The organism is Aeromonas sp. QDB31, from assembly GCF_027707605.1.
GTDB classification, from domain to species: domain Bacteria; phylum Pseudomonadota; class Gammaproteobacteria; order Enterobacterales; family Aeromonadaceae; genus Aeromonas; species Aeromonas media.
This window is the reverse complement of the sequence record NZ_JAPCIX010000005.1, coordinates 56,384-75,690: the sequence shown is the minus strand read 5'-3', so window position 1 is coordinate 75,690 and position 19,307 is coordinate 56,384. Positions and strand designations below refer to the sequence as shown.

The following is a 19,307-nucleotide window of genomic DNA, read 5'->3' as shown; positions in this document are numbered from 1 at the left end:
TTCCGGTTTATAATCGCGCCACGCCCATAGCCAATGTCTTTGGAGAGAGAAATGAAAGCCCAAGCCGGGATCTGCGCAGAGCCGAATCTGCATGCCCTCTATCTGATGTTCAATCGCACCGGTGACGGTGCCGAGCTGGCGGCCCGTCTGGCCAAGCTGCCGGTTCTGTGGGATGCGGTGAGTGCCGATTTCCCCGACGCCGGTTTCAGCGGCCTGGTTGCCGTCGGCGCCGAGGGTTGGGATGCTATCTACCCTGTCGCCCGTCCGCCCCTGTTCCGTGGCTTCATGGCGCAGGAGGCCAATGGCCAGGAGGCCCCGAATACCCCGTTCGATCTCTTCGTGCAACTGCGTGCGGATCGGGTCGACGTGCTCCATCACGCCGGGCAGCGGGTGATGGCGCTGCTGGCCGGGCTGGTGGAGCTGGCCGAAGAGGTGCGTGGTTTCCGCAATCTAGATTGCCGCGACCTGACCGGTTTCGTCGACGGCACCGAGAACCCCCAGGATGAACACAGGGCCGAGGTGGCACTGCTGGAGGGGGGCGAGTTTGCCGGCGGATCCTATGTCCATGTCCAGCGCTGGGTGCATGCCATGAGCGACTGGGAGAAGCTGGCCCTGAAGGAGCAGGAAGACATCATTGGCCGTACCAAGGCAGACAACATCGAGTACGAGTCTGCCGACAAGCCGCTGACCTCCCACATCAAGCGGGTCAACCTCAAGACCCCGAAGGGGGAGTCCATGGAGATACTGCGCCAGAGCATGCCCTGGGGCACCATGACCGAGCAGGGGCTCTACTTCATCTCCTGCTGCCGCACCCCGCAGCACTTCAATGCCATGCTGGCCAGCATGTACAAGGGGGAGGGCAGCCACTTCGATCACCTGCTGCGCTTCACCAGGGCGGTGACAGGGGCTGCCTTCTTCGCCCCCTCCATCGATTTTCTGGTCGCCCAGGGTAAGTAACGACTTGCCGATCGTGCAGAAACAAAAATCCCGGCCTTGGCCGGGATTTTTCGTTCAGGTGGCGCGAGCGCGACCCGATCAGGGGGTCTGTTCGAACAGCTCGAGGGCGGAGAGGTAGAGCTCTTCGATGTCGGTGTCGCTGGTCGGGGTGATGAAGATGGTGTCATCACCGGCTATGGTGCCGAGGATACCTTCGGCCTTGCCGAGGGAGTCGAGCAGGCGGGCGATGAGCTGGGCCGCACCCGGGCTGGTGTGGATCACCACCAGGGCGCCGTTGTGGTCGACATCCAGTACCAGATTCTTGAGCGGGCTGGAGGTGGTGGGCACACCCAGCTCCACCGGCAGGCAGTAGACCATCTCCATCTTGGCGTTGCGGGTGCGAACGGCGCCGAAGCGGCTCAGCATGCGCGAGACCTTGGACTGGTTGATGTTCTCAAAGCCCATCTCTTGCAGGGCAGTGACTATCTCTGCCTGGGAGCCAAAGCGCTCCTCTTTCAGCAAGGCTTTAAAGGCCTTGGCCAGTTTTTCTTGCTTGTCGTTATGTTTCATCTTGGACTCACGAATGAGGGAGGTGACCGCCTGTCACGCTCAGGCGGCAGATACGAACAGCGCTGCTATTTTGCATTCATATGCCTGTTTTGGCAAGGAAGCGGCGCTTGTTCTGCATATTGATTCAAATATAGCTTGCATCAACTTATGCTGGCGCTAGAATCAGGACGAAATTTTGAAAACTTATTCAATTGGGCTGTATGGGTATCGAATTAATCGGCATCGAAAAATCCTGGCACAAGGTGCCGGTACTGCAACAGGTCAGCTTCCGGACTGCACCCGGCGAGACCTTGGTATTGCTGGGCCCGAGCGGTGCGGGCAAGAGTTCGCTGCTGCGGATGATGAACCTGCTGGACACCCCGGATGCGGGTGTGCTGCGCATAGCCGACAGTGAATTTTCTTTCCCGTCCAACCTTTCCGCCGCCGAATTCAACCGTCAGGCCCAGGCCTTGCGCCGCAAGGTGGGCATGGTGTTCCAGCAGTACAATCTGTGGCCCCATCTCACCGTGATGGAGAATCTCATCGAGGCGCCCGTAAAACTGCTCGGCATGAGCAAGGCGGCCGCCATCGAGAAGGGCGCCTACCTGTTGGCCCAGTTGCAGCTGGCCGACAAGCGGGATGCCTGGCCTGCGCGCCTCTCCGGCGGTCAGCAGCAGCGGGTGGCCATAGCCCGTACCCTGATGATGGATCCCCAGGTGCTGCTGTTCGATGAACCGACCGCGGCCCTCGATCCTGAAATAACCAAAGAGGTGGCGGAGATCATCCGCACCCTGAGCCAGACCGGCATCACCCAGGTGGTGGTGACCCACGAGGTGGAGTTCGCCCGCAAGGTGGCCAGTCAGGTGATTTATCTGGAGAAGGGGCGGATCATCGAATCCGGCACCGCCGCCATCTTCCAATCCCCGCAAACCAGCCGGTTTGCCGAATTCTTGATGCATTGATACTGAATCGATAAGGAAGCTGTCATGAAAAAGAGTCTGTTGCTGGTTGCTGCCATGGGTCTGCTGAGCACCTCGGTGCTGGCCAAGGAGATCAAGTTCGCCACCGAGGCCACTTATGCGCCGTTCGAATACCTGGATGACAAGAACGAGTTCCAGGGCTTTGACATCGATCTGGCCCGCGCCGTCTGCGAGCAGGCCAAGCTGGAGTGCAGCTTCCACAACCAGGCCTTCGACAGCCTGATCCCCAGCCTCAAGTTCCGTCGCTATGACGCCGTCATTGCCGCCATGGACGTAACCCCGGAGCGGGCAGCCCAGGTCGACTTCTCCGACATCTATTACGAGAACTCCGCGGTCTTCGTGGCCAAGAAGGGCGCCTTCAAGGGGCCTGAAGAGCTGGTGGACAAGACAGTCGGCGTGCAGAACGGCACCTCCCATCAGTCCTACCTGGTGGACAACTGGGTGAGCAAGGGTCTGCTGACCGTGCCCTACGCCAGCTACCAGAGCGCCTTCCTCGACATGATGAACGGTCGCACCGATGGCGTCTTCGCCGACACCGCCGTTGCCGCCGACTGGCTCAAGCAGCACAAGGAGTACGGTGTCATCGGCACGCCGGTGACCGACGCCAAGTACTTCGGTACCGGCTTTGGCATCGCCGTGGCCAAGGGTAACCAGGAGCTGCTGACCCAGCTGAACAAGGGGCTGGCCGAGATCAAGGCCAACGGCACCTATCAGAAGATCTTCGACAAGTACTTCGCGCAGTAAGCCATGCTGAGCCTGTTGTTGGATGCAGCCTGGATGACCCTGGGGCTGGCCTTGGCATCACTGGTCGGGGGCATGGCGCTGGCGCTGGCATTCAGCGCCGCCGAGCTCAGCAAGCAGCGTTGGCTGGTGTGGCCTGTGGCCACGCTGACCACGCTCATTCGTGGTTTGCCCGAGCTGCTGGTGGTGCTGTTCATCTACTTCGGCTCGACCCAGGTGTTGTTCCTCATCACCGGCGAGTATGTGGAGTTCAGCCCCTTCGCCTGCGGCGTGCTGGCGCTCTCCCTGCTGTTCGCCAGCTATGCGACCCAGACTCTGCGGGCGGCGCTCAATGCGGTGCCCGCCGGGCAGCGGCTGGCTGCGCTGGCGCTGGGTCTTGGCAAGAGCCATATCTTCTTTCGCATCGTGCTGCCCCAGGCCTGGCGTCACGCCCTGCCGGGGCTGGGCAATCAGTGGCTGGTGCTGCTCAAAGACACGGCCCTGGTGTCGCTCATCGGGGTGAACGAGATGATGCGCCAGGCCCAGATGGCCTCGGCCAGCACCTATGAACCCTTCACCTGGTACGCCGCCGCCGCCCTCATCTACCTGGCCATCAGCCTGGTGAGTGAGTTTGGCTTGAAGCAGGCTGCCCGTTACACCCGCCGTTACGGAGGCTGACCATGCAGGATTACCTGATGACCCTGCTGGGGGGGCTGGCGATTACCCTGCAGCTCACCGCGTTCAGCCTGCTGCTTGGCGTGCTGATGGCGGCTGGCATGACCTGGGTGCTAGAACGCCGCCTTCCGGTGGTGACCCAGCTTGTACAGCTGTGGGTGCTGGTTTTTACCGGCACGCCTCTGCTCATCCAGATCTTCCTCATCTACTACGGGCCTGGCCAGTTTGAATGGCTCAAGGCGGGGCCGCTCTGGCCGTTGCTCAAGCAACCCTGGTTCTGCGCCGTGCTGGCGCTCGGGTTCAACACCGCGGCCTACTCCACCCGGCTGTTCAAGGGGGCGCTCGACGCCATCCCCGCCGGCGAGGTGGAAGCCTGCCGCGCACTCGGCTTCTCCGCCGGGCAGACCCTGTGGATGAAGACCCGCCACGCCGCCCGTCGGCTGGTGCCTGCCTACTCCAACGAAGTGATCCTGGTGCTCAAGGGCAGCTCGCTCGCCAGCACCATCACCATCATGGACATCATGGGGCTGGCCCAGCGTCTCAACGCCCAGACCTATGACACTCTGGCGGTGTTTACCGTGGCCGGGGGCCTCTACCTGACCATGAATGGATTGTTAACAATTGGTTTCCGCTGGTGCGAGAAGCGGGCACTGGCATTCCAGTCCTGAAGCAGTCGTATTTACCTCTTAATGGTGAGGGAGACACAGGAAATCTGTGTCTTTCCTCCCATTTATCGCATATTCCTCTCCGCTTTCGTCACCGCTTGCTCTCTGGCTCACAGAACCCGTGATTACAACTGTTATCAGATTGTTTTTTAGCAGGGGATCCTTTAAGGTGAGGCGCACAATAAGAAACAGCGTTAACCCAACTAGAAACAACCTTAAACCTACGCTTAGACATGGAGTTGATCATGAAAGTTGCCGTTCTGGGTGCCGCCGGTGGCATCGGCCAAGCCCTTGCTCTGCTGTTGAAAAATCGCCTGCCTGCCGGTTCCGAGTTGAGCCTGTATGACATTGCCCCGGTCACTCCGGGCGTGGCGGCGGACCTGAGCCATATTCCGACTGACGTGAAAGTAAAAGGTTTCTGCGGTGAAGATCCGAGCCCGGCTCTGGTCGGCGCCGATGTCGTGCTGATCTCTGCCGGCGTGGCGCGCAAGCCCGGCATGGATCGTTCCGATCTGTTCAACATCAACGCCGGTATCGTCAAGAACCTGGTGGAGAAGTGTGCCGCCTCCTGCCCGCAGGCATTGATCGGCATCATCACCAACCCGGTCAACACCACGGTCGCCATCGCCGCCGAAGTGCTGAAGAAGGCCGGCGTCTATGACAAGCGTCGTCTGTTCGGCGTGACCACCCTGGACGTCATCCGTGGCGAGACCTTCGTGGCCGAGGCCAAGGGCCTGAACATCGACAAGATCCGCGTCAACGTGATCGGTGGCCACAGTGGCGTGACCATTCTGCCGCTGCTGTCCCAGATCGAAGGGGCCAGCTTCACCGCGGAAGAAGCGGCTGCCATGACCAAGCGCATCCAGAATGCCGGTACCGAAGTGGTGGAAGCCAAGGCCGGTGGCGGTTCTGCCACTCTCTCCATGGGTCAGGCTGCTTGCCGTTTCGGTCTGTCCCTCATCAAGGGTCTGCAGGGCGAAGCCAATGTCATCGAGTGCGCCTATGTGGAAGGCAACGGCGAGCACGCCACCTTCTTCGCGCAGCCGGTGCTGCTGGGCAAGAACGGTGTCGAGAGCGTGCTGGACTACGGCAAGCTGAGCGCCTTCGAGCAAGAGTCCATGGACAGCATGCTGGCTACCCTGAAGGCCGATATCCAGCTGGGTGTCGACTTCGTCAAGTAAGCCGCAGCGTCGATCATGAGGGGAGCCCAGGCTCCCCTTTGTCATTTCCGGGGTTTGCCATGGCGGACTAAGGAGATGGACCCGGCTGCCGATAAAGAGGGCAGCAGGAGATCCCTATGATGAAACCCAGTACCCTCATCGGCCTCGTCGGTTTGTGCAGCCTCCCCTTGCAGGGGGCCGAGCCGATCTCGGCGGCCACACAAACCCAGTCGGTGGCGGCCACCACAGTCCCGACCCCCTCGGCGGCTTTGCCATCGACCGCCCCGTCATCAGCACAGGTTGCATCAGCGACTCTACCGGCCATCGCACCTGTACCGTCAGCTGCCGTTGCCCCAGCGCCGGTGGCGTCGGCAGCGTTGCCTACGGCTGCCGCTGCTCCGACCCCTGTGCTGTCGAGCGTTGATGCACCCGCTCCAGTGGCATCAACCCCGGCGGCTGCTCCGCTGCCCAGGGCGGTGAATCCTGGATCCCTGGCCAAGGGAGAGCTGCAGGCTGTGCCGCTCTATCGGCAGGACGAGCTGCTCAACTGGATAGAGCAGGGACGTCATCTGACCCGGGTGAAGCAGGACAGGTGCCAGCTGACCCAGGACATAGAGGCACGCGCCTCTGTGATGAAGATCCCGGCCTATCAGTTCCTGTGGGGGGACATGCTGGCCTGGGGCGTCTGCACCAAGCCGGATGCCCAGGTAGGCGTGCAATACATGTGGGAGGCGGCCAATCAGGGCCTGGCTCCCGCACTGGAGCAGCTGGGGCGCTACTACTGGAAAGGCATCCTGGTCCAGAAGGACCTGGTACGGGCCGAGACCCTGATGCGGGAGGCTGCCAGCCTGGGTTTCCAGCGGGCCCAGATAGAGTGGGTCGAGATGCTGTTGCAGGGTATGGGCAGTCCGCTGGATTACGAGGAGGCCTACCACTGGCTGCACGGCGCCGTCATCGGCGACAAGGCGACCCACCAGAAGGCGGCTAGCCTGCTGAGCCGACTCGGTAATCGCATGCCCGCCAATGCCATCGCCCGCGCCAAGGCGATGCACTAAGTCCGGCAAGCCAGGCCACTCGATACAACAAGGCCCGCGAACCTGCGTTCGTGGGCCTTGTTCATTTTCCCTGTCAGGAGGCGGGATCAGAGATCCTGATGGGGGCCGAACACCTCGTAATGCATTCTGTCTGCGGGGACGCCCAAACTGCTCAGCTGATCTTTCACAGCCTTCATAAAGCCCAGGGGGCCGCAGAAGTAGTAGTGAGCGTTGGCCGGGATGAGGTCAGTGACCTGTTCCAGCGCCAGGGTGCCGCTGAAGTCGTAATCTTGCCCCTGCACGTCCTGTTCGGCAGGTGTCCTATACCAGACCCGGCTCTGCAAGCTGGCGTGCTGGCTGCTCTTTATCTGGATCTCTTCCTTGAAGGCATGCTGGGCGCCATGCTCGCAAGCGTGCAGCCAGCGGATTTCAGTCCCCGCTTGTTCAGCCAGCAACTGGTTCAGCATGCTCAGCATGGGGGTCAGACCCACTCCGGCGGAGATCAGTACCACTGGGGTGGCCGTCTCGGTCTGCAGGAAGAAGTCCCCCGCCGGTGGCATCAGCGCCACCTCGTCACCGATGTGAAGCTGGTCATGCAGCAGGTTGGAGGCCTGGCCCTGGGGCTCGCGCTTGACGCTGATGCGGTAGTCGCGGCCATTAGGGGCATCGGAGAGGGAGTATTGGCGGATCTCCTGATGCTCCAGTGTCGGGTGATTGAGCCTGATGCTGATATATTGCCCCGGCTTGAAGCGCAGTACGGGCTTGCCGTCGACGGGGGCCAGCACGAAGGAGGTGACAAGCTCGCTCTCCTGGCGCTTCTCCTTGATGAGGAAAGCGCGAGCACCTTGCCAGCCGCCGATCTCGCTCGCCTTCTCCCGGTAGAGCTCGCCCTCCCGGCCGATAAAGATATCGGCCAGCACCCCATAAGCCTTGCCCCAGGCCTCCAATACCTCGTCAGTCACCGCGCTGCCACCCATTTCTTTGAGCGTGGCCAAGAGATGACTACCCACAATGTGATATTGTTCCGGCTGGATCAGGAAACCCGTGTGCTTGTGGGCGATGCGTTCCACGGCACCGGCCAGGGCCCCCAGGTTGTCTATATTCCTGGCGTAGGCCGCCACTGCGCTGAACAGGGCCAGGGGTTGGCCGCCACTGCGCTGATGAGCCAGGTTGAACACATCCTTCAACTCGGGGTTGTGGCTGAACATGCGCTGGTAGAAGTGCTGGGTAAGGGCAGGCCCCGCCGATTCGAGCAAAGGAATGGTGCTCTTGATGACGGCGATGGTGGCTTGGTCTAACATAGGAGGTCCTTTCTAATTGAACATCTGGAATGTCACTTAATAAGTTGCATCCTAAATGTTTAATTGATCTGGATCAATCATCAATTCTTTGCGCTATGCGCCACAGGCACTATGAGACTAACAAGCTATACCGATTTTGGATTGAGAGCCCTGCTCTATCTGGCCACGTTGCCGGAGGGGGAATTGTCGAGCGTGGCCAAGGTGTCTGCCTTGTATGACGTCTCTCGCAATCACATGGTGAAGGTGGTGAACCAGCTGGTGAAGCTGGGTTATCTGCAGTCCCAGCGTGGCAAGAATGGCGGGATCCGCATGGCCTGTTCCCCTGAGAGCGTGAACATAGGCCAGGTGATCCGGGCGCTGGAAGGCAATCTGGATGGGATCGACTGCGGTTCCCCCGTCTGCCATATTGTCTCTGTCTGCCTGCTCAAGAGTGCACTGAAGGAGGCGATGAACGCCTTCCTGGCGGTGATGGACGGCTATACGCTGCAAGACTTGCTGGCCAACCGCGACGAGCTGCAGCAGGTGTTTGGCGAGTTGATCCCGACCCTGGTGCTGGAGCCGGATGACGAGAGCGAGTGAGACAAAAAAGGCTGCCATCGGCAGCCTTTTTTCAATCCTCGTAACCTGACTCGTTACGGTAGAGGTGTGGCATGATCCTCGCCATCTTCACCATGTTGTTTTCCACTTCGAGGATTTCGATGGGGTAACCCGCCAGCCTGACACTGATGTTGGGCTGGGGGATCTCCTCCAGGTACTCCAGAATCACCCCGTTGAGGGTGCGCGGGCCGTCGATGGGCAGGTGCCAGTGCATCTCCTTGTTCAGCTCGCGGATGCTGGCGGAGCCTTCCACCAGGAAGGATCCGTCCGGCTGGGGGTGGATCTCGTCGCTCGGCGCCGGGGCCATGGAGGTGGTGAAGTCGCCCACTATCTCTTCCAGGATGTCATCCAGGGTGATCAGCCCCTGAATATCGCCATACTCGTCGACAATCAGCCCGATCCTCTCCTTGTTGCGCTGGAACTTGGCCAGCTGCACGTTGAGCGGCGTGCCTTGTGGAATGAAGTAGATGGGATCGACTTCCCGCAGCAGGCTGGACTTGCTGAACTGGTCCCTGGCGACGAGCCTGAGGGCGTCACGAGAGTGTAAAAATCCGACAACGTCGTCAATATTGTCGCGATAGAGCAGGATCTTGGTGTGGGCGCAGTGGGCCAGCTGGCGCAGTATGCTCTTCCAGTCGTCATTGATGTCGATGGCAGAGATCTCGCTGCGCGGCACCATGATGTTTTCCACCGTCATCTTGTCCAGATCCAGAATGCTGATCAGCATCTCCTGATGGCGCTGGGGGATGAGGCTGCCCGCCTCGTTGACTATGGTGCGCAGCTCTTCGGTGTTGAGGGAGTCATCCTTGCGATGTTCGAGGCGCAGCAGCTTGAGCAAGAGGTTGGTGATGCTGTTGATGAGCCAGACCAGCGGGGCGAAGGGCACCATCAGCCCCTTGAGGACCCAGGAGGCGGGATAGGCGATGCGCTCGGGAAACATGGCCGCCAGTGTCTTGGGGGTGACTTCCCCGAACACCAGCACCACCAGGGTGAGGCCGAAGGTGGCGATGGCGACGCCGAGATCCCCAAACAGCCGGATGCAGACGATGGTGGCGATGGCGGAGGCCAGAATGTTGACCAGGTTGTTGCCGATGAGGATGAGGCCAAGCAGGCGATCCGGTCGGGCCAGCAGCTTTTCGACCCGACGGGCTGCCTTGTGTTTGGTTTGGGCCAGATGCCGCAGCTTGTAGCGGTTGAGGGACATCAGACCGGTTTCGGAACTGGAGAAGAAGGCTGACAACACAATCAAAATAACGAGAACAATCAGTAATGTGCTCGTTGAGATACTGTCCAAGAAGGGCTCCTGTTGGGGTGGTTTTTGGGGTGCTGAACCGTCAGCTCAGCAAGACTTCCTTGACGAAGCGGCTGCCAAAGTAAGCCAGGGTCAGGATGACGCTGCCGATGAGGCTCAGCATGATGACCTTGCGACCACGCCAGCCACGGGTGTGGTGACCCCACAGCAGCAAGGCGTAGACGCACCAGGCCAGGATCGAGAGGATGGCCTTGTGGGATTTGCCCTGGGCAAACATGTCTTCCAGGAAGAACAGACCCGAGGCGATGGAGAGGGTCAGCAGCAACAGGCCCGCGGAGATGAGCTGGAACAGACGCTTCTCCACCGTCATCAGGGGCGGCATGGCGGGCAGATGGCTTATCTTTCTGGACTTCAGCTGCCGATCCAGACAGGCAAGCTGCAGCGCAAACAGGCAGGCGATCATCAGTACCGAATAGGCCATCAAGGCGAGCCCGATGTGCAGCAGCAGTTGGGGGTGCGCTTCCAGATGAGTGATGTAGCGGCCCGGAATCAGGGCGCTGGCGGCGAGCAGCAAGGCCGAGAAACTGTAGACCACGGGCAGCAGGATCCAGCCGTTGAAACGGCGGGTAACGCAGGTCATGAAGCCGCTGATGATGAGGCTGACCAGGGAGGCGACGTTCAACATGCTGAGATTCTGGCCGGAATGGGTGGCCAGCACCTCGCTTCCCACCGCCACACCATGTGCAGTCAGGGCCAGGCCGACACAGGCAAACAGCGACACCTGCCCGACGGGCTTGGCGCTGAGCAGCAGGTGCAGAGAGGCGATGATGGCCAGCAGGTAAAACGCCAGGGCCAGAACAGAGATCACGATCATAACCAGGTCGTTGTCGAACAAGCTTTTATGGATAAGAGGGGCAGTATACCTTGCACAAGATATGCTCGCCAGTTGTGCCAGGGGCTAACTGCCCATATATAAGTAGCAGCTGACAGCCCCGTGCGGCGAATAATCGTCCTCCGGCGTTGACTGGGGTATAATGCCCTCCATTTGTTACACCCGCTCATTCGATGGCGGGTCACCGCCTCAAGCGGTGAGTAATCGTCCCCACAGTGCTGACTGGGGTATAATGCCCCACTAGTTACGCCAAGAATCGGAATGCGTCATGTTTGAGAATTTGACTGAACGACTCTCGCGCACCCTGCGCAATGTCAGTGGCCGTGGCCGACTGACCGAAGAGAACATCAAGGATACCTTGCGTGAAGTACGCATGGCGCTGCTCGAGGCGGACGTGGCCCTGCCGGTGGTGCGTGACTTCGTTGCCCGCGTGAAAGAGCGTGCAGTCGGCCAGGAAGTGGCCAAGTCCCTGAGCCCGGGCCAGGCCTTCATCAAGATAGTGCATGGCGAGCTGGTCTCCGTCATGGGAGAGGCGAACGAGCAGCTCAATCTGGCCGCACAGCCGCCGGCCATCATCCTGATGGCGGGCCTGCAGGGTGCCGGTAAGACCACGACTGTGGGCAAGCTCGCCAAGCTGCTCAAGGAGCGCCACAAGAAGAAGGTGCTGGTGGTCAGTGCCGACGTCTACCGCCCGGCGGCGATCAAGCAGCTCGAGACCCTGGCCAATGACATCTCGGTCGATTTCTTCCCAAGCGATGTGACCCAGAAGCCGGTGGCGATCGCCACCGCCGCCATCGATCAGGCGCGCAAGAAATTCTATGACGTGGTGATCGTCGATACCGCCGGTCGTCTGCACGTGGACACCGAGATGATGGCGGAGATCCAGGATCTCCACGCCACCATCAAGCCGGTCGAGACCCTGTTCGTGGTGGATGCCATGACAGGTCAGGATGCTGCCAATACCGCCAAGGCGTTCAACGAAGCGCTGCCGCTCACCGGCGTCATCCTCACCAAGGCGGACGGCGACGCCCGCGGCGGTGCCGCCCTGTCGGTGCGCCACATCACCGGCAAGCCGGTCAAGTTCATCGGTATGGGCGAGAAGACCGATGCCCTTGAGCCCTTCCACCCGGATCGACTCGCATCCCGCATCCTCGGCATGGGGGACGTGCTGTCGCTCATCGAAGAGGTGGAACGCAACGTCGACAAGGAAAAAGCCGCCAAGCTGGCCAACAAGGTCAAGAGCGGCAAGGGCTTCGATCTGGAAGATTTCCGCGAGCAGCTGGCCCAGATGCGCAACATGGGCGGCATGATGGGCATGCTCGACAAGTTGCCCGGCATGTCCGGTCTGCCGGATAACGTGAAAGATCAGATGGATGACAAGATCACAGTGCGGATGGAGGCCATCATCAGCTCCATGACGCCCAAGGAGCGTGCTCATCCCGATCTCATCAAGGGCTCCCGCAAGCGTCGCATCGCCGCGGGTTCCGGCATGCAGGTGCAGGACGTGAACAAGCTGCTCAAGCAGTTCACCGAGATGCAGCGCATGATGAAGAAGATGTCCGGCAAGGGTGGCATGCGCAAGATGATGGGCCAGATGAAGAACATGTTGCCACCCGGATTCGGTGGTGGCGGACGCGGTCCGTTCTGATTTTCCTGCTTGTCAGGCAAAAAGGCTCACTTCGGTGAGCCTTTTTCATGCCAACTCCTGCGCAAAAAATAGCAGGCTTGGTTGCAATTATTACGAATCCAAGTAGAATTACGCGGCTTATTTTAAGCTAGGGTCTGCGTATTTGCAGGCCTTGTTCATTAGATGTTCATGAGGACGATATGGTAACCATTCGTTTACAACGTGGTGGCGCGAAAAAGCGTCCGTTCTACCAGGTAGTAGTTTCTGACAGCCGTTGCGCCCGTGACGGTCGCTTCATCGAGCGCGTTGGTTTCTTCAACCCGGTTGCTGCTGGTAACGCTGAAAAGCTGAACCTGGACCTGGCTCGTATCGAGCATTGGGTTGCTACTGGTGCCACTGTTTCTGACCGTGTTGCCAAGCTGATCAAAGACGCTAAAAAAGCTGCTTAATCAGCCAAGCGGTAAGGAGTTAAGGTGGAAAAACCTATAGTTCTGGGCACTCTGGGTACCGTCTACGGCATCAAGGGCTGGCTTAAAGTGAACTCCTTCACCGATGTTGCCGAAGCGATTTTCGATTACAACCCCTGGCTGATCAATCAGAACGGGGTATGGCGTGAGATTCAGGTTTCGGCCTGGAAGCGTCACAACAAGGGTCTGATCTGCAAGCTCGATGGTATCGATGTGCGCGAGGATGCCCTGGCATTGACCAATGTCGAGATTGGCGTAGCCGCCGATCTGTTGCCTGCGTTGCCTGAAGGTGAGTTCTACTGGCGTGACCTGATTGGTTGCTCCGTGATGACCACCAAGGGATACGACCTGGGCAAGGTGACCGAATTGATGGAAACCGGCTCCAACGATGTGTTGGTGGTTGAGGCCAATGTAAAAGATGCCTTTGGTGCAAAGGAGCGGCTGATCCCGTTCCTGGAAGAGCAGGTGATCAAGAATATTGATCTGACTGCTCGAACAATCGAAGTTGATTGGGATCCTGGTTTCTAGTTTCCCGCGCTAACACGGGTGCCGGAGGTTTCTTATGTGGATTGGGGTGATCAGCCTCTTCCCGGAAATGTTCCGAGCCATTACCGAGCACGGGGTAACGGGTCGGGCCGTCAAGAGTGGCCTGCTGCAGATTGAGTGCTGGAACCCTCGGGATTTCACCCACGACAAACACCGTACGGTCGATGATCGTCCTTATGGTGGTGGGCCTGGGATGCTGATGATGGTTCAGCCGCTGCGTGATGCGATTCATGCAGCCAAGCAAGCGGCGGGAGACGGGGCGAAAGTCATCTATCTCTCTCCTCAGGGGCGCAAGCTGACTCAAGCGGGCGTAACCGAGTTGGCGACGAATCAGAAACTGATTCTGGTCGCCGGTCGATACGAAGGTATCGATGAACGCGTGATACAAACCGAAGTCGACGAAGAGTGGTCTATCGGGGATTACGTGTTAAGTGGTGGCGAGTTGCCTGCCATGACCCTGATCGATGCGGTTTCGCGTCTGGTCCCCGGGGTCTTGGGCGATCAGGCCAGTGCCGAGCAGGACTCCTTCACGGATGGCCTGCTGGATCATCCCCACTACACTCGGCCGGAGTTGTTGGATGGATTGGCGGTGCCCGAGGCGCTGACAAGCGGCAATCACGAAGTGATTCGGCGCTGGCGTCTCAAGCAGTCGCTCGGACGAACCTGGCAGAGAAGGCCGGAACTTATTAACAACCTAGCTCTGACTGACGAGCAAGAATCACTTCTTGCCGAGTATGTCCGCGAAGTGCGTGACAGCGTTAAGTAGAGTTTTCAGTTTATCCTAGGTAAGGAAAGACAATGAGCAAGATTATTCAGCAGCTTGAACAAGAGCAACTGCGTACCGACATCCCGGCATTTGCCCAGGGCGACACCGTACGTGTTCAAGTTCGTGTTAAAGAAGGTGGTAAAGAGCGTCTGCAGGCTTTCGAAGGCATCGTCATTGCCAAGCGTAACCGCGGTCTGCACTCTGCTTTCACCGTTCGCAAGATCTCTAACGGCGAAGGTGTTGAGCGTGTATTCCAGACTCACTCTCCGCTGATCCACAGTGTAGAACTGAAGCGTCGTGGTGATGTTCGCCGCGCCAAGCTGTACTACCTGCGCAACCTGTCCGGCAAAGCTGCTCGTATCAAAGAGAAGCTCAACTAATTCGATTCGAATTGGTGTCGAATTCTCGACAGGTAGTGAAAAGGCTCGCCAATGGCGAGCCTTTTTTGTATGTGCGTTTCACACAGACTGGCTTCAACCAGGCTGGCTGACCCGCACCACAGAGTTGTCGCGCCCGAAGGGGCCGGGCACGTAGTCATCCGCTTCCCAATCGTTGTCATAACGGGTCTCCCCGTCCGGCTGCACCAGTTGGTAGCAATACTCGAAATGGCTGGGGCCATCGGTGGGAAGGTTGAGGGTTGCCTTGAACTCCCCGCTCTTCATTCTTTTCAATTCAATGGGCTGCCACTGGCTGAACTCCCCCAGCAGCAAGACCTGTTCGGCCTCGCCCGCGGCCTCTTTTTCCACTGCGAAGGTCACCTTGACCTCGGGGCGGGACTTGAGAAATTGCTTGTTGATCGGCATATGGACTCCTTGTCACTGACTGCGAAGAAAGTAGCGCTGGTCATTTTTATATCACTTTATGACAAGGATGTTGATAGCAATCGTCAGGCAGGCAGGGCGAAATGACGCCGAAGCAGCTGGTGAGTGAACTCAATCTTGAGATAGAAGCCCCTTGGCAGTGTCTGGATCGGCTGGCCATTGCGGCCGATGGCGCGGGTCAGTGCCTTGCTGTTGGCCGCCTTGGGGCGCAGCTGCATGACCTGGCCGTGGCGGGCGCTGATCTGCTCCACCTCCCCCAGCACTATCATGTCCATCAGCTCCTCCCAATCCTGACGCAACAATCTGTCTTCTTCTTCGTTCGGGCTCCACAGCAACGGCATGCCGACCCGGCGCTCACCGACGGGGATGGTGCGGCTGCCCTCCACCGGGATCCAGAGTACCCGCGACAGCTTGTTGCGCACATTGGACTCCTCCCAGCGCTGGCCGCTGATCCCGATGAGGGGGGCGACGCAGACGAAGGTGGTTTCCAGTGGTTTGCCCTGAGGATCGATCGGGATCGTCTTGAGCTCTATACCGAGATCGGGGAAGTCCTGCTCCGGCCGGCTGCCCGCGCTGGCACCCAGCTGCCACTCGATCAACTGGCCGATCCAACCCTTGTCCCGCCGGAGATCCCGTGGCACCGGGATGCTGGCCGTCGCTGCGAGCTGGGCCAGGGTGAAGCCCGCCATGGCGTAGGCGCGCGCCAGCAATTCCTGCTCTGACTGTGGGTTGGCGGGCATGAGGGGCTCCTGTTGGCGAGAAGGGGGGGACAAGTTTGATCCTGACAGAGGATCGCTGATTTTGTAACCGATCCTTGCCCGGCTATACACAGGGGGGGCAAGATTGTGAGTTATCATCTATGGCAATGATTTTAAAGGAATTTGACTATTTTTTCCAGCCTGGAGAACGGGAGGATTTCGGTTGCTGCGAGTTGTCCAAGGGTTTGGCCTGGCTGTTGCACATAGTTATCCACAGAAATCTTGGATAACTGACATAAAGTGGTGATACAGGGCCCGGCATCAGAAATAAATGTGAGAGCACGCCGATTTTTCTCGCCATATCGGTGCAGATAATGCGCCATCCTTGTGGATAAACTAGCCTTGGTGGATCTTTGAACAGTCGAACTTGTTCACAATTGACAGCCAGGATCCTCGGGCGTAAAAGACATGGATCTTGATCCAGTCTTTAATTATTAACTCTATGTATTTAAATGAATATTTTGTTTTTATATGAATCGGGTATGATACGGCATGATTTGAAGTCGTAGTATAAAACTACTGTATATACCCGCTTGATCACAGGCTTATGCACAGTCTGGGTGGGCAACTTGCGGAGCTTGTCCTTCCGGTTTGTTTATAACTTTGCTTGAAATGCCAAGTTATTCATGAGTGGAAGATGACAGTCCCTGTTTGCCGCCACGGGGTGAATGTGGAACAATCTCTTTATAGATTCAGCCTTTATAAGGTGATCACGTGATAGATGGCGACGGATTTCGTCCCAATGTCGGCATCGTGATCTGTAACCGTGACGGGCAAGTATTGTGGGCTAAGCGCTATGGGCAGCACTCCTGGCAGTTTCCGCAGGGGGGAGTTGATGATGGTGAATCGCCGGAACAGGCCATGTATCGCGAGCTGTATGAGGAAATAGGCCTCAAGCCCGAGGATGTGACCATACTGGCGACCAGTCGCAACTGGCTGAAGTATCGCTTACCCAAACGACTCGTTCGCTGGGACAGTTCACCGGTCTGTATTGGCCAGAAGCAGAAATGGTTTTTGTTGCAGCTCGATCCTGGCAAAGAGTCCAGGATCCAGTTCGGCTGTCATGGTCACCCGGAATTTGATGATTGGCGTTGGGTCAGCTTCTGGTACCCGGTTCGTCAGGTCGTCTCCTTCAAGCGGGAAGTTTACCGCCGGGTGATGAAGGAGTTTGCCCCGCTGGCCATGCCGGTGCCGGTGGTGCAGGTTAATCGGAAGGATGGGCGGCGCAACCGCTCGCGCTAAGGAGCACAATTAGTTGCTGACGGAACTCAGACGTATCGTCGAGAGCATGGCCGAGGCCAACACCCTCGAACAGGCCTTGCAAGCATTGGTGAGCCAGACCCGGCTCGCCATGACGGTGGACTGCTGCTCCGTTTATGTCGCCGAGCCCGACATGCGCCGCTATCGACTGGCTGCGACCGATGGCCTGGCCGAGTCGGCGGTGGGCAAGGCCACCTTGCCGTTCGAGCAGGGCATAGTCGGTCTGGTGGGTCAGCGGGAAGAGCTGATCAACCTGGCCGATGCGCCCTCCCATCCCAGTTTCAAGTTCCTGCCCGATGTCGCGGAAGAGGCGTTTCGCTCCTTCCTCGGCGCCCCCATCATGCACCAGCGCCAGGTGGTGGGCATTCTGGTAGTGCAGCAGAAAGAGAGTCGCCTCTTCGATGAAGGGGAAGAGTCCTTCATGGTCACCCTGGCGGCGCAGCTGGCGGCCCGCATCGCCCAGGCTCAGGCCAAAGGGTGGCTGCAGAAGACCGACTGGAGCAAGCCGCTGCGCGGCATCGCCGGTGCCAGCGGCATCGCCATCGCCAAGGCCTGGGTGTGGCGCCCGCGCAAGGCGCTCAACAGCATCACCCCGCGCAAGGACGAGGACCACGGCAAGCAGCTGGCCCGGCTGGAGCTTGCGGTGGAAGAGGTACGTCACGATCTGGAGAGCCTGGCGCTGCGCTTTCGCGAGAGCTACAGCCAGGATTCGGTCGCCATCTTCGACATCTATCTGCACCTGCTGAACGACCCCGGCTACATCAAGCCCATCCGCAACAAGGTCGGCAAGGAGCACTGGACCGCCATCTCCGCGGTCAAGATCATCAGCGATCGGCTGATCGAGCAGTTCAAGGGAATGAAGGATCCCTACCTGCGGGAGCGCTCCACCGATGTGAAAGACATCGCCCAGCGGCTCATCAGCCGGCTGGTGCAGGACGAACCCGAGCAGCTCACCATAGGGGAGCCGGTGGTACTGGTTGCCGACGAGGTGACCGCCACCATACTCGCCGAGATCCCGCGGGAGTTTCTGAGCGGCGTGGTCTCCCTCAAGGGGGGAACCAACTCCCATGCCGCCATCCTGGCCCGCGCCATGGGGGTAGCGGCCATCATGGGGGTGGATCTGCCCCTGGGTGACATAGGCGGGCGCACCCTGGTCATCGACGGCTACAGTGGTGATCTCTTCATCGAGCCCAATCAGGTGATCCTGACCGAGTACCGGCAACTGCTCAACGAGGAGCGGGCGCTCGATACCCTGGTGCGCAGCGTCGACAATCAACCCTCGGAGACGGCGGACGGCACCCCTGTCTCCTTGCTGCTCAACGCCGGCCTCAGCGCCGACACCGAGATCTCCCTCAATCATCTGGCGGATGGGGTCGGACTCTATCGCACCGAGATCCCCTTCATGCTGCAGGACAGCTTCCCCTCCGAATGGGAGCAGACGGCGCGCTATCGCGGGATCCTGGAGACCTATCGGGATCGCCCCGTCTGCATGCGCACCCTGGATGTGGGGGGGGACAAGCAATTGCCCTATTTCCCCATCGTGGAGGAAAATCCCTTCCTTGGCTGGCGGGGGATCCGGCTCACCCTGGATCACCCCGAGTTGTTCCTGGTGCAGCTCAAGGCCATGCTGCGCGCCAGCGAAGGGCTGGACAATCTAGCCATCATGCTGCCGATGATCAGCAGCGTCAGTGAAATCAAGGCCTCCCGCCGGCTGCTGGATCAGGCCTGGCGTGAAGTGTCGGAAGAGGCGGCGAGCCGCGATGCGGTGATCCGCTACCCCAGCCTGGGGGTGATGATAGAGGTGCCCTCCGCCCTCTACATCCTGCCGGAGATGGCCCCCCTCATCGACTTCTGGTCGGTGGGCAGCAATGACCTGACCCAGTATCTGCTGGCGGTGGATCGCAACAACGCCCGGGTCGCCAGTATCTATGACGCCTTCCACCCCGCGGTGATCCGCGCCCTGCAACTGCTGGTCGATGCCTCCCATCGCTACCAGAAGCCGGTCTCGGTCTGCGGCGAGCTGGCCGGGGATCCGGTCGGCGTGCTGCTGTTGCTGGCCATGGGCTATCGCCGTTTCAGTATGAACACCCACAACATTTCCCGCATCAAGTACGTGTTGCGTCAATCCGATCTCGGCGAGCTGAAGGCGCTGATGGCCGATGGCCTCAAGCACGACAATCCCCATGTGCTCCGTGGCCTGTTTGCCCGCTACCTGGAAGAGCACGGTCTTGGCGGTTTGCTGCGCGCGGGTCACAAGACCAAGCTGCCCGATTGATATTCAGTCTTGTTCCTGCTGACGAA

The 19,307-nt window shown here is 59.3% G+C and carries 21 protein-coding genes; 15 read left to right on the top strand and 6 right to left on the bottom strand.

Annotation, left to right across the window (positions count from 1 at the left end):
• The first annotated feature begins 51 nt into the window (after window positions 1-51).
• Window positions 52-957, top strand: coding sequence for a Dyp-type peroxidase (locus PG898_RS07030; protein WP_270823639.1), 906 nt, complete (start codon window positions 52-54; stop codon window positions 955-957).
• Between the two features lie 78 nt (window positions 958-1,035).
• Here PG898_RS07030 and argR read toward each other — a convergent pair whose 3' ends face one another.
• Window positions 1,036-1,506 carry a transcriptional regulator ArgR gene (argR, locus tag PG898_RS07025; RefSeq protein ID WP_005308670.1) on the bottom strand — a complete coding sequence of 157 codons (471 nt, stop codon included), beginning with the start codon at window positions 1,504-1,506 and terminating at the stop codon, window positions 1,036-1,038.
• A gap of 200 nt (window positions 1,507-1,706) precedes the next feature.
• On the opposite strand from argR, the gene PG898_RS07020 reads away from it, so the two are divergent.
• The 6 genes from PG898_RS07020 to PG898_RS06995 all read left to right on the top strand — a co-directional run bounded on the left by PG898_RS07020 (window position 1,707) and on the right by PG898_RS06995 (window position 6,740).
• Window positions 1,707-2,447, top strand: coding sequence for an ATP-binding cassette domain-containing protein (locus PG898_RS07020; RefSeq protein WP_042649804.1), 741 nt, complete (start codon window positions 1,707-1,709; stop codon window positions 2,445-2,447).
• A 24-nt stretch (window positions 2,448-2,471) separates the two neighbouring features.
• Window positions 2,472-3,209 (top strand): transporter substrate-binding domain-containing protein, encoded by a 738-nt coding sequence (locus PG898_RS07015; protein WP_005332335.1) that lies wholly within the window; start codon window positions 2,472-2,474, stop codon window positions 3,207-3,209.
• A 3-nt stretch (window positions 3,210-3,212) separates the two neighbouring features.
• Window positions 3,213-3,863: an arginine ABC transporter permease ArtQ gene (gene artQ / locus PG898_RS07010; RefSeq protein ID WP_005332336.1), complete on the top strand. Its 651-nt coding sequence runs from the start codon at window positions 3,213-3,215 to the stop codon at window positions 3,861-3,863.
• Window positions 3,864-3,865: 2 nt separating this feature from the next.
• Entirely contained in the window at window positions 3,866-4,528 is a 663-nt protein-coding gene (artM, locus tag PG898_RS07005) for an arginine ABC transporter permease ArtM (protein WP_270823640.1), read from the top strand.
• A gap of 242 nt (window positions 4,529-4,770) precedes the next feature.
• Complete coding sequence (mdh, locus tag PG898_RS07000; RefSeq protein WP_041206414.1) at window positions 4,771-5,706, top strand: malate dehydrogenase; 936 nt, start codon at window positions 4,771-4,773, stop codon at window positions 5,704-5,706.
• Window positions 5,707-6,149: 443 nt separating this feature from the next.
• A complete protein-coding gene (locus tag PG898_RS06995) occupies window positions 6,150-6,740 on the top strand; it encodes a tetratricopeptide repeat protein (protein ID WP_139751261.1) in 591 nt (196 codons plus the stop codon).
• Window positions 6,741-6,826: 86 nt separating this feature from the next.
• Here the strand turns inward: PG898_RS06995 and hmpA are convergent, their stop codons facing one another.
• The gene (gene hmpA / locus PG898_RS06990; RefSeq protein WP_042649808.1) at window positions 6,827-8,020 is read right to left on the bottom strand and encodes an NO-inducible flavohemoprotein; all 1,194 of its coding nucleotides are present in this window, start codon (window positions 8,018-8,020) and stop codon (window positions 6,827-6,829) included.
• A gap of 111 nt (window positions 8,021-8,131) precedes the next feature.
• On the opposite strand from hmpA, the gene PG898_RS06985 reads away from it, so the two are divergent.
• Window positions 8,132-8,599, top strand: a complete 468-nt coding sequence (locus PG898_RS06985) for an Rrf2 family transcriptional regulator (protein WP_041206413.1) — start codon at window positions 8,132-8,134, stop codon at window positions 8,597-8,599.
• Between the two features lie 31 nt (window positions 8,600-8,630).
• Here the strand turns inward: PG898_RS06985 and PG898_RS06980 are convergent, their stop codons facing one another.
• On the bottom strand, window positions 8,631-9,911 hold the full coding sequence (locus tag PG898_RS06980; protein WP_041206412.1) for an HlyC/CorC family transporter: 1,281 nt from the start codon (window positions 9,909-9,911) through the stop codon (window positions 8,631-8,633).
• A 40-nt stretch (window positions 9,912-9,951) separates the two neighbouring features.
• Window positions 9,952-10,743 carry a cytochrome C assembly family protein gene (locus PG898_RS06975; protein ID WP_042649821.1) on the bottom strand — a complete coding sequence of 264 codons (792 nt, stop codon included), beginning with the start codon at window positions 10,741-10,743 and terminating at the stop codon, window positions 9,952-9,954.
• Window positions 10,744-11,029: 286 nt separating this feature from the next.
• Here PG898_RS06975 and ffh point away from each other — a divergent pair, with 286 nt between their 5' ends.
• The 5 genes from ffh (at window position 11,030) to rplS (ending at window position 14,547) form a co-directional block, all read left to right on the top strand.
• The gene (ffh, locus tag PG898_RS06970; protein ID WP_042649809.1) at window positions 11,030-12,409 is read left to right on the top strand and encodes a signal recognition particle protein; all 1,380 of its coding nucleotides are present in this window, start codon (window positions 11,030-11,032) and stop codon (window positions 12,407-12,409) included.
• A gap of 179 nt (window positions 12,410-12,588) precedes the next feature.
• Window positions 12,589-12,837, top strand: a complete 249-nt coding sequence (gene rpsP, locus PG898_RS06965) for a 30S ribosomal protein S16 (RefSeq protein WP_042649810.1) — start codon at window positions 12,589-12,591, stop codon at window positions 12,835-12,837.
• Between the two features lie 24 nt (window positions 12,838-12,861).
• Window positions 12,862-13,383: a ribosome maturation factor RimM gene (gene rimM / locus PG898_RS06960; RefSeq protein WP_005332346.1), complete on the top strand. Its 522-nt coding sequence runs from the start codon at window positions 12,862-12,864 to the stop codon at window positions 13,381-13,383.
• Window positions 13,384-13,417: 34 nt separating this feature from the next.
• The gene (trmD, locus tag PG898_RS06955) at window positions 13,418-14,167 is read left to right on the top strand and encodes a tRNA (guanosine(37)-N1)-methyltransferase TrmD (RefSeq protein ID WP_011704631.1); all 750 of its coding nucleotides are present in this window, start codon (window positions 13,418-13,420) and stop codon (window positions 14,165-14,167) included.
• 32 nt (window positions 14,168-14,199) lie between these two features.
• Complete coding sequence (rplS, locus tag PG898_RS06950) at window positions 14,200-14,547, top strand: 50S ribosomal protein L19 (protein ID WP_005313505.1); 348 nt, start codon at window positions 14,200-14,202, stop codon at window positions 14,545-14,547.
• A 93-nt stretch (window positions 14,548-14,640) separates the two neighbouring features.
• On the opposite strand, the gene PG898_RS06945 is transcribed toward rplS, so the two are convergent.
• Window positions 14,641-14,970: an isoamylase early set domain-containing protein gene (locus PG898_RS06945; protein ID WP_025325698.1), complete on the bottom strand. Its 330-nt coding sequence runs from the start codon at window positions 14,968-14,970 to the stop codon at window positions 14,641-14,643.
• An 83-nt stretch (window positions 14,971-15,053) separates the two neighbouring features.
• Window positions 15,054-15,728 carry a DNA mismatch repair endonuclease MutH gene (gene mutH / locus PG898_RS06940; RefSeq protein WP_270823642.1) on the bottom strand — a complete coding sequence of 225 codons (675 nt, stop codon included), beginning with the start codon at window positions 15,726-15,728 and terminating at the stop codon, window positions 15,054-15,056.
• A gap of 732 nt (window positions 15,729-16,460) precedes the next feature.
• Here mutH and rppH point away from each other — a divergent pair.
• Both rppH and ptsP read left to right on the top strand, forming a co-directional pair.
• Window positions 16,461-16,988: an RNA pyrophosphohydrolase gene (rppH, locus tag PG898_RS06935; protein ID WP_025325700.1), complete on the top strand. Its 528-nt coding sequence runs from the start codon at window positions 16,461-16,463 to the stop codon at window positions 16,986-16,988.
• Window positions 16,989-17,001: 13 nt separating this feature from the next.
• Window positions 17,002-19,281 carry a phosphoenolpyruvate--protein phosphotransferase gene (gene ptsP, locus PG898_RS06930; protein ID WP_270823644.1) on the top strand — a complete coding sequence of 760 codons (2,280 nt, stop codon included), beginning with the start codon at window positions 17,002-17,004 and terminating at the stop codon, window positions 19,279-19,281.
• Window positions 19,282-19,307: the final 26 nt, after the last annotated feature.

Excerpts from the sequence above, each read along its gene's own strand:
- PG898_RS07030 (WP_270823639.1), top strand. The coding sequence starts at position 52 with ATGAAAGCCCAAGCCGGGATCTGCGCAGAGCCGAATCTGCATGCCCTC.
- argR (WP_005308670.1), bottom strand. The coding sequence starts at position 1,506 with ATGAAACATAACGACAAGCAAGAAAAACTGGCCAAGGCCTTTAAAGCC.
- PG898_RS07020 (WP_042649804.1), top strand. The coding sequence starts at position 1,707 with ATGGGTATCGAATTAATCGGCATCGAAAAATCCTGGCACAAGGTGCCG.
- PG898_RS07015 (WP_005332335.1), top strand. The coding sequence starts at position 2,472 with ATGAAAAAGAGTCTGTTGCTGGTTGCTGCCATGGGTCTGCTGAGCACC.
- artQ (WP_005332336.1), top strand. The coding sequence starts at position 3,213 with ATGCTGAGCCTGTTGTTGGATGCAGCCTGGATGACCCTGGGGCTGGCC.
- artM (WP_270823640.1), top strand. The coding sequence starts at position 3,866 with ATGCAGGATTACCTGATGACCCTGCTGGGGGGGCTGGCGATTACCCTG.
- mdh (WP_041206414.1), top strand. The coding sequence starts at position 4,771 with ATGAAAGTTGCCGTTCTGGGTGCCGCCGGTGGCATCGGCCAAGCCCTT.
- hmpA (WP_042649808.1), bottom strand. The coding sequence starts at position 8,020 with ATGTTAGACCAAGCCACCATCGCCGTCATCAAGAGCACCATTCCTTTG.
- PG898_RS06985 (WP_041206413.1), top strand. The coding sequence starts at position 8,132 with ATGAGACTAACAAGCTATACCGATTTTGGATTGAGAGCCCTGCTCTAT.
- PG898_RS06975 (WP_042649821.1), bottom strand. The coding sequence starts at position 10,743 with ATGATCGTGATCTCTGTTCTGGCCCTGGCGTTTTACCTGCTGGCCATC.
- ffh (WP_042649809.1), top strand. The coding sequence starts at position 11,030 with ATGTTTGAGAATTTGACTGAACGACTCTCGCGCACCCTGCGCAATGTC.
- rpsP (WP_042649810.1), top strand. The coding sequence starts at position 12,589 with ATGGTAACCATTCGTTTACAACGTGGTGGCGCGAAAAAGCGTCCGTTC.
- trmD (WP_011704631.1), top strand. The coding sequence starts at position 13,418 with ATGTGGATTGGGGTGATCAGCCTCTTCCCGGAAATGTTCCGAGCCATT.
- rplS (WP_005313505.1), top strand. The coding sequence starts at position 14,200 with ATGAGCAAGATTATTCAGCAGCTTGAACAAGAGCAACTGCGTACCGAC.
- PG898_RS06945 (WP_025325698.1), bottom strand. The coding sequence starts at position 14,970 with ATGCCGATCAACAAGCAATTTCTCAAGTCCCGCCCCGAGGTCAAGGTG.
- mutH (WP_270823642.1), bottom strand. The coding sequence starts at position 15,728 with ATGCCCGCCAACCCACAGTCAGAGCAGGAATTGCTGGCGCGCGCCTAC.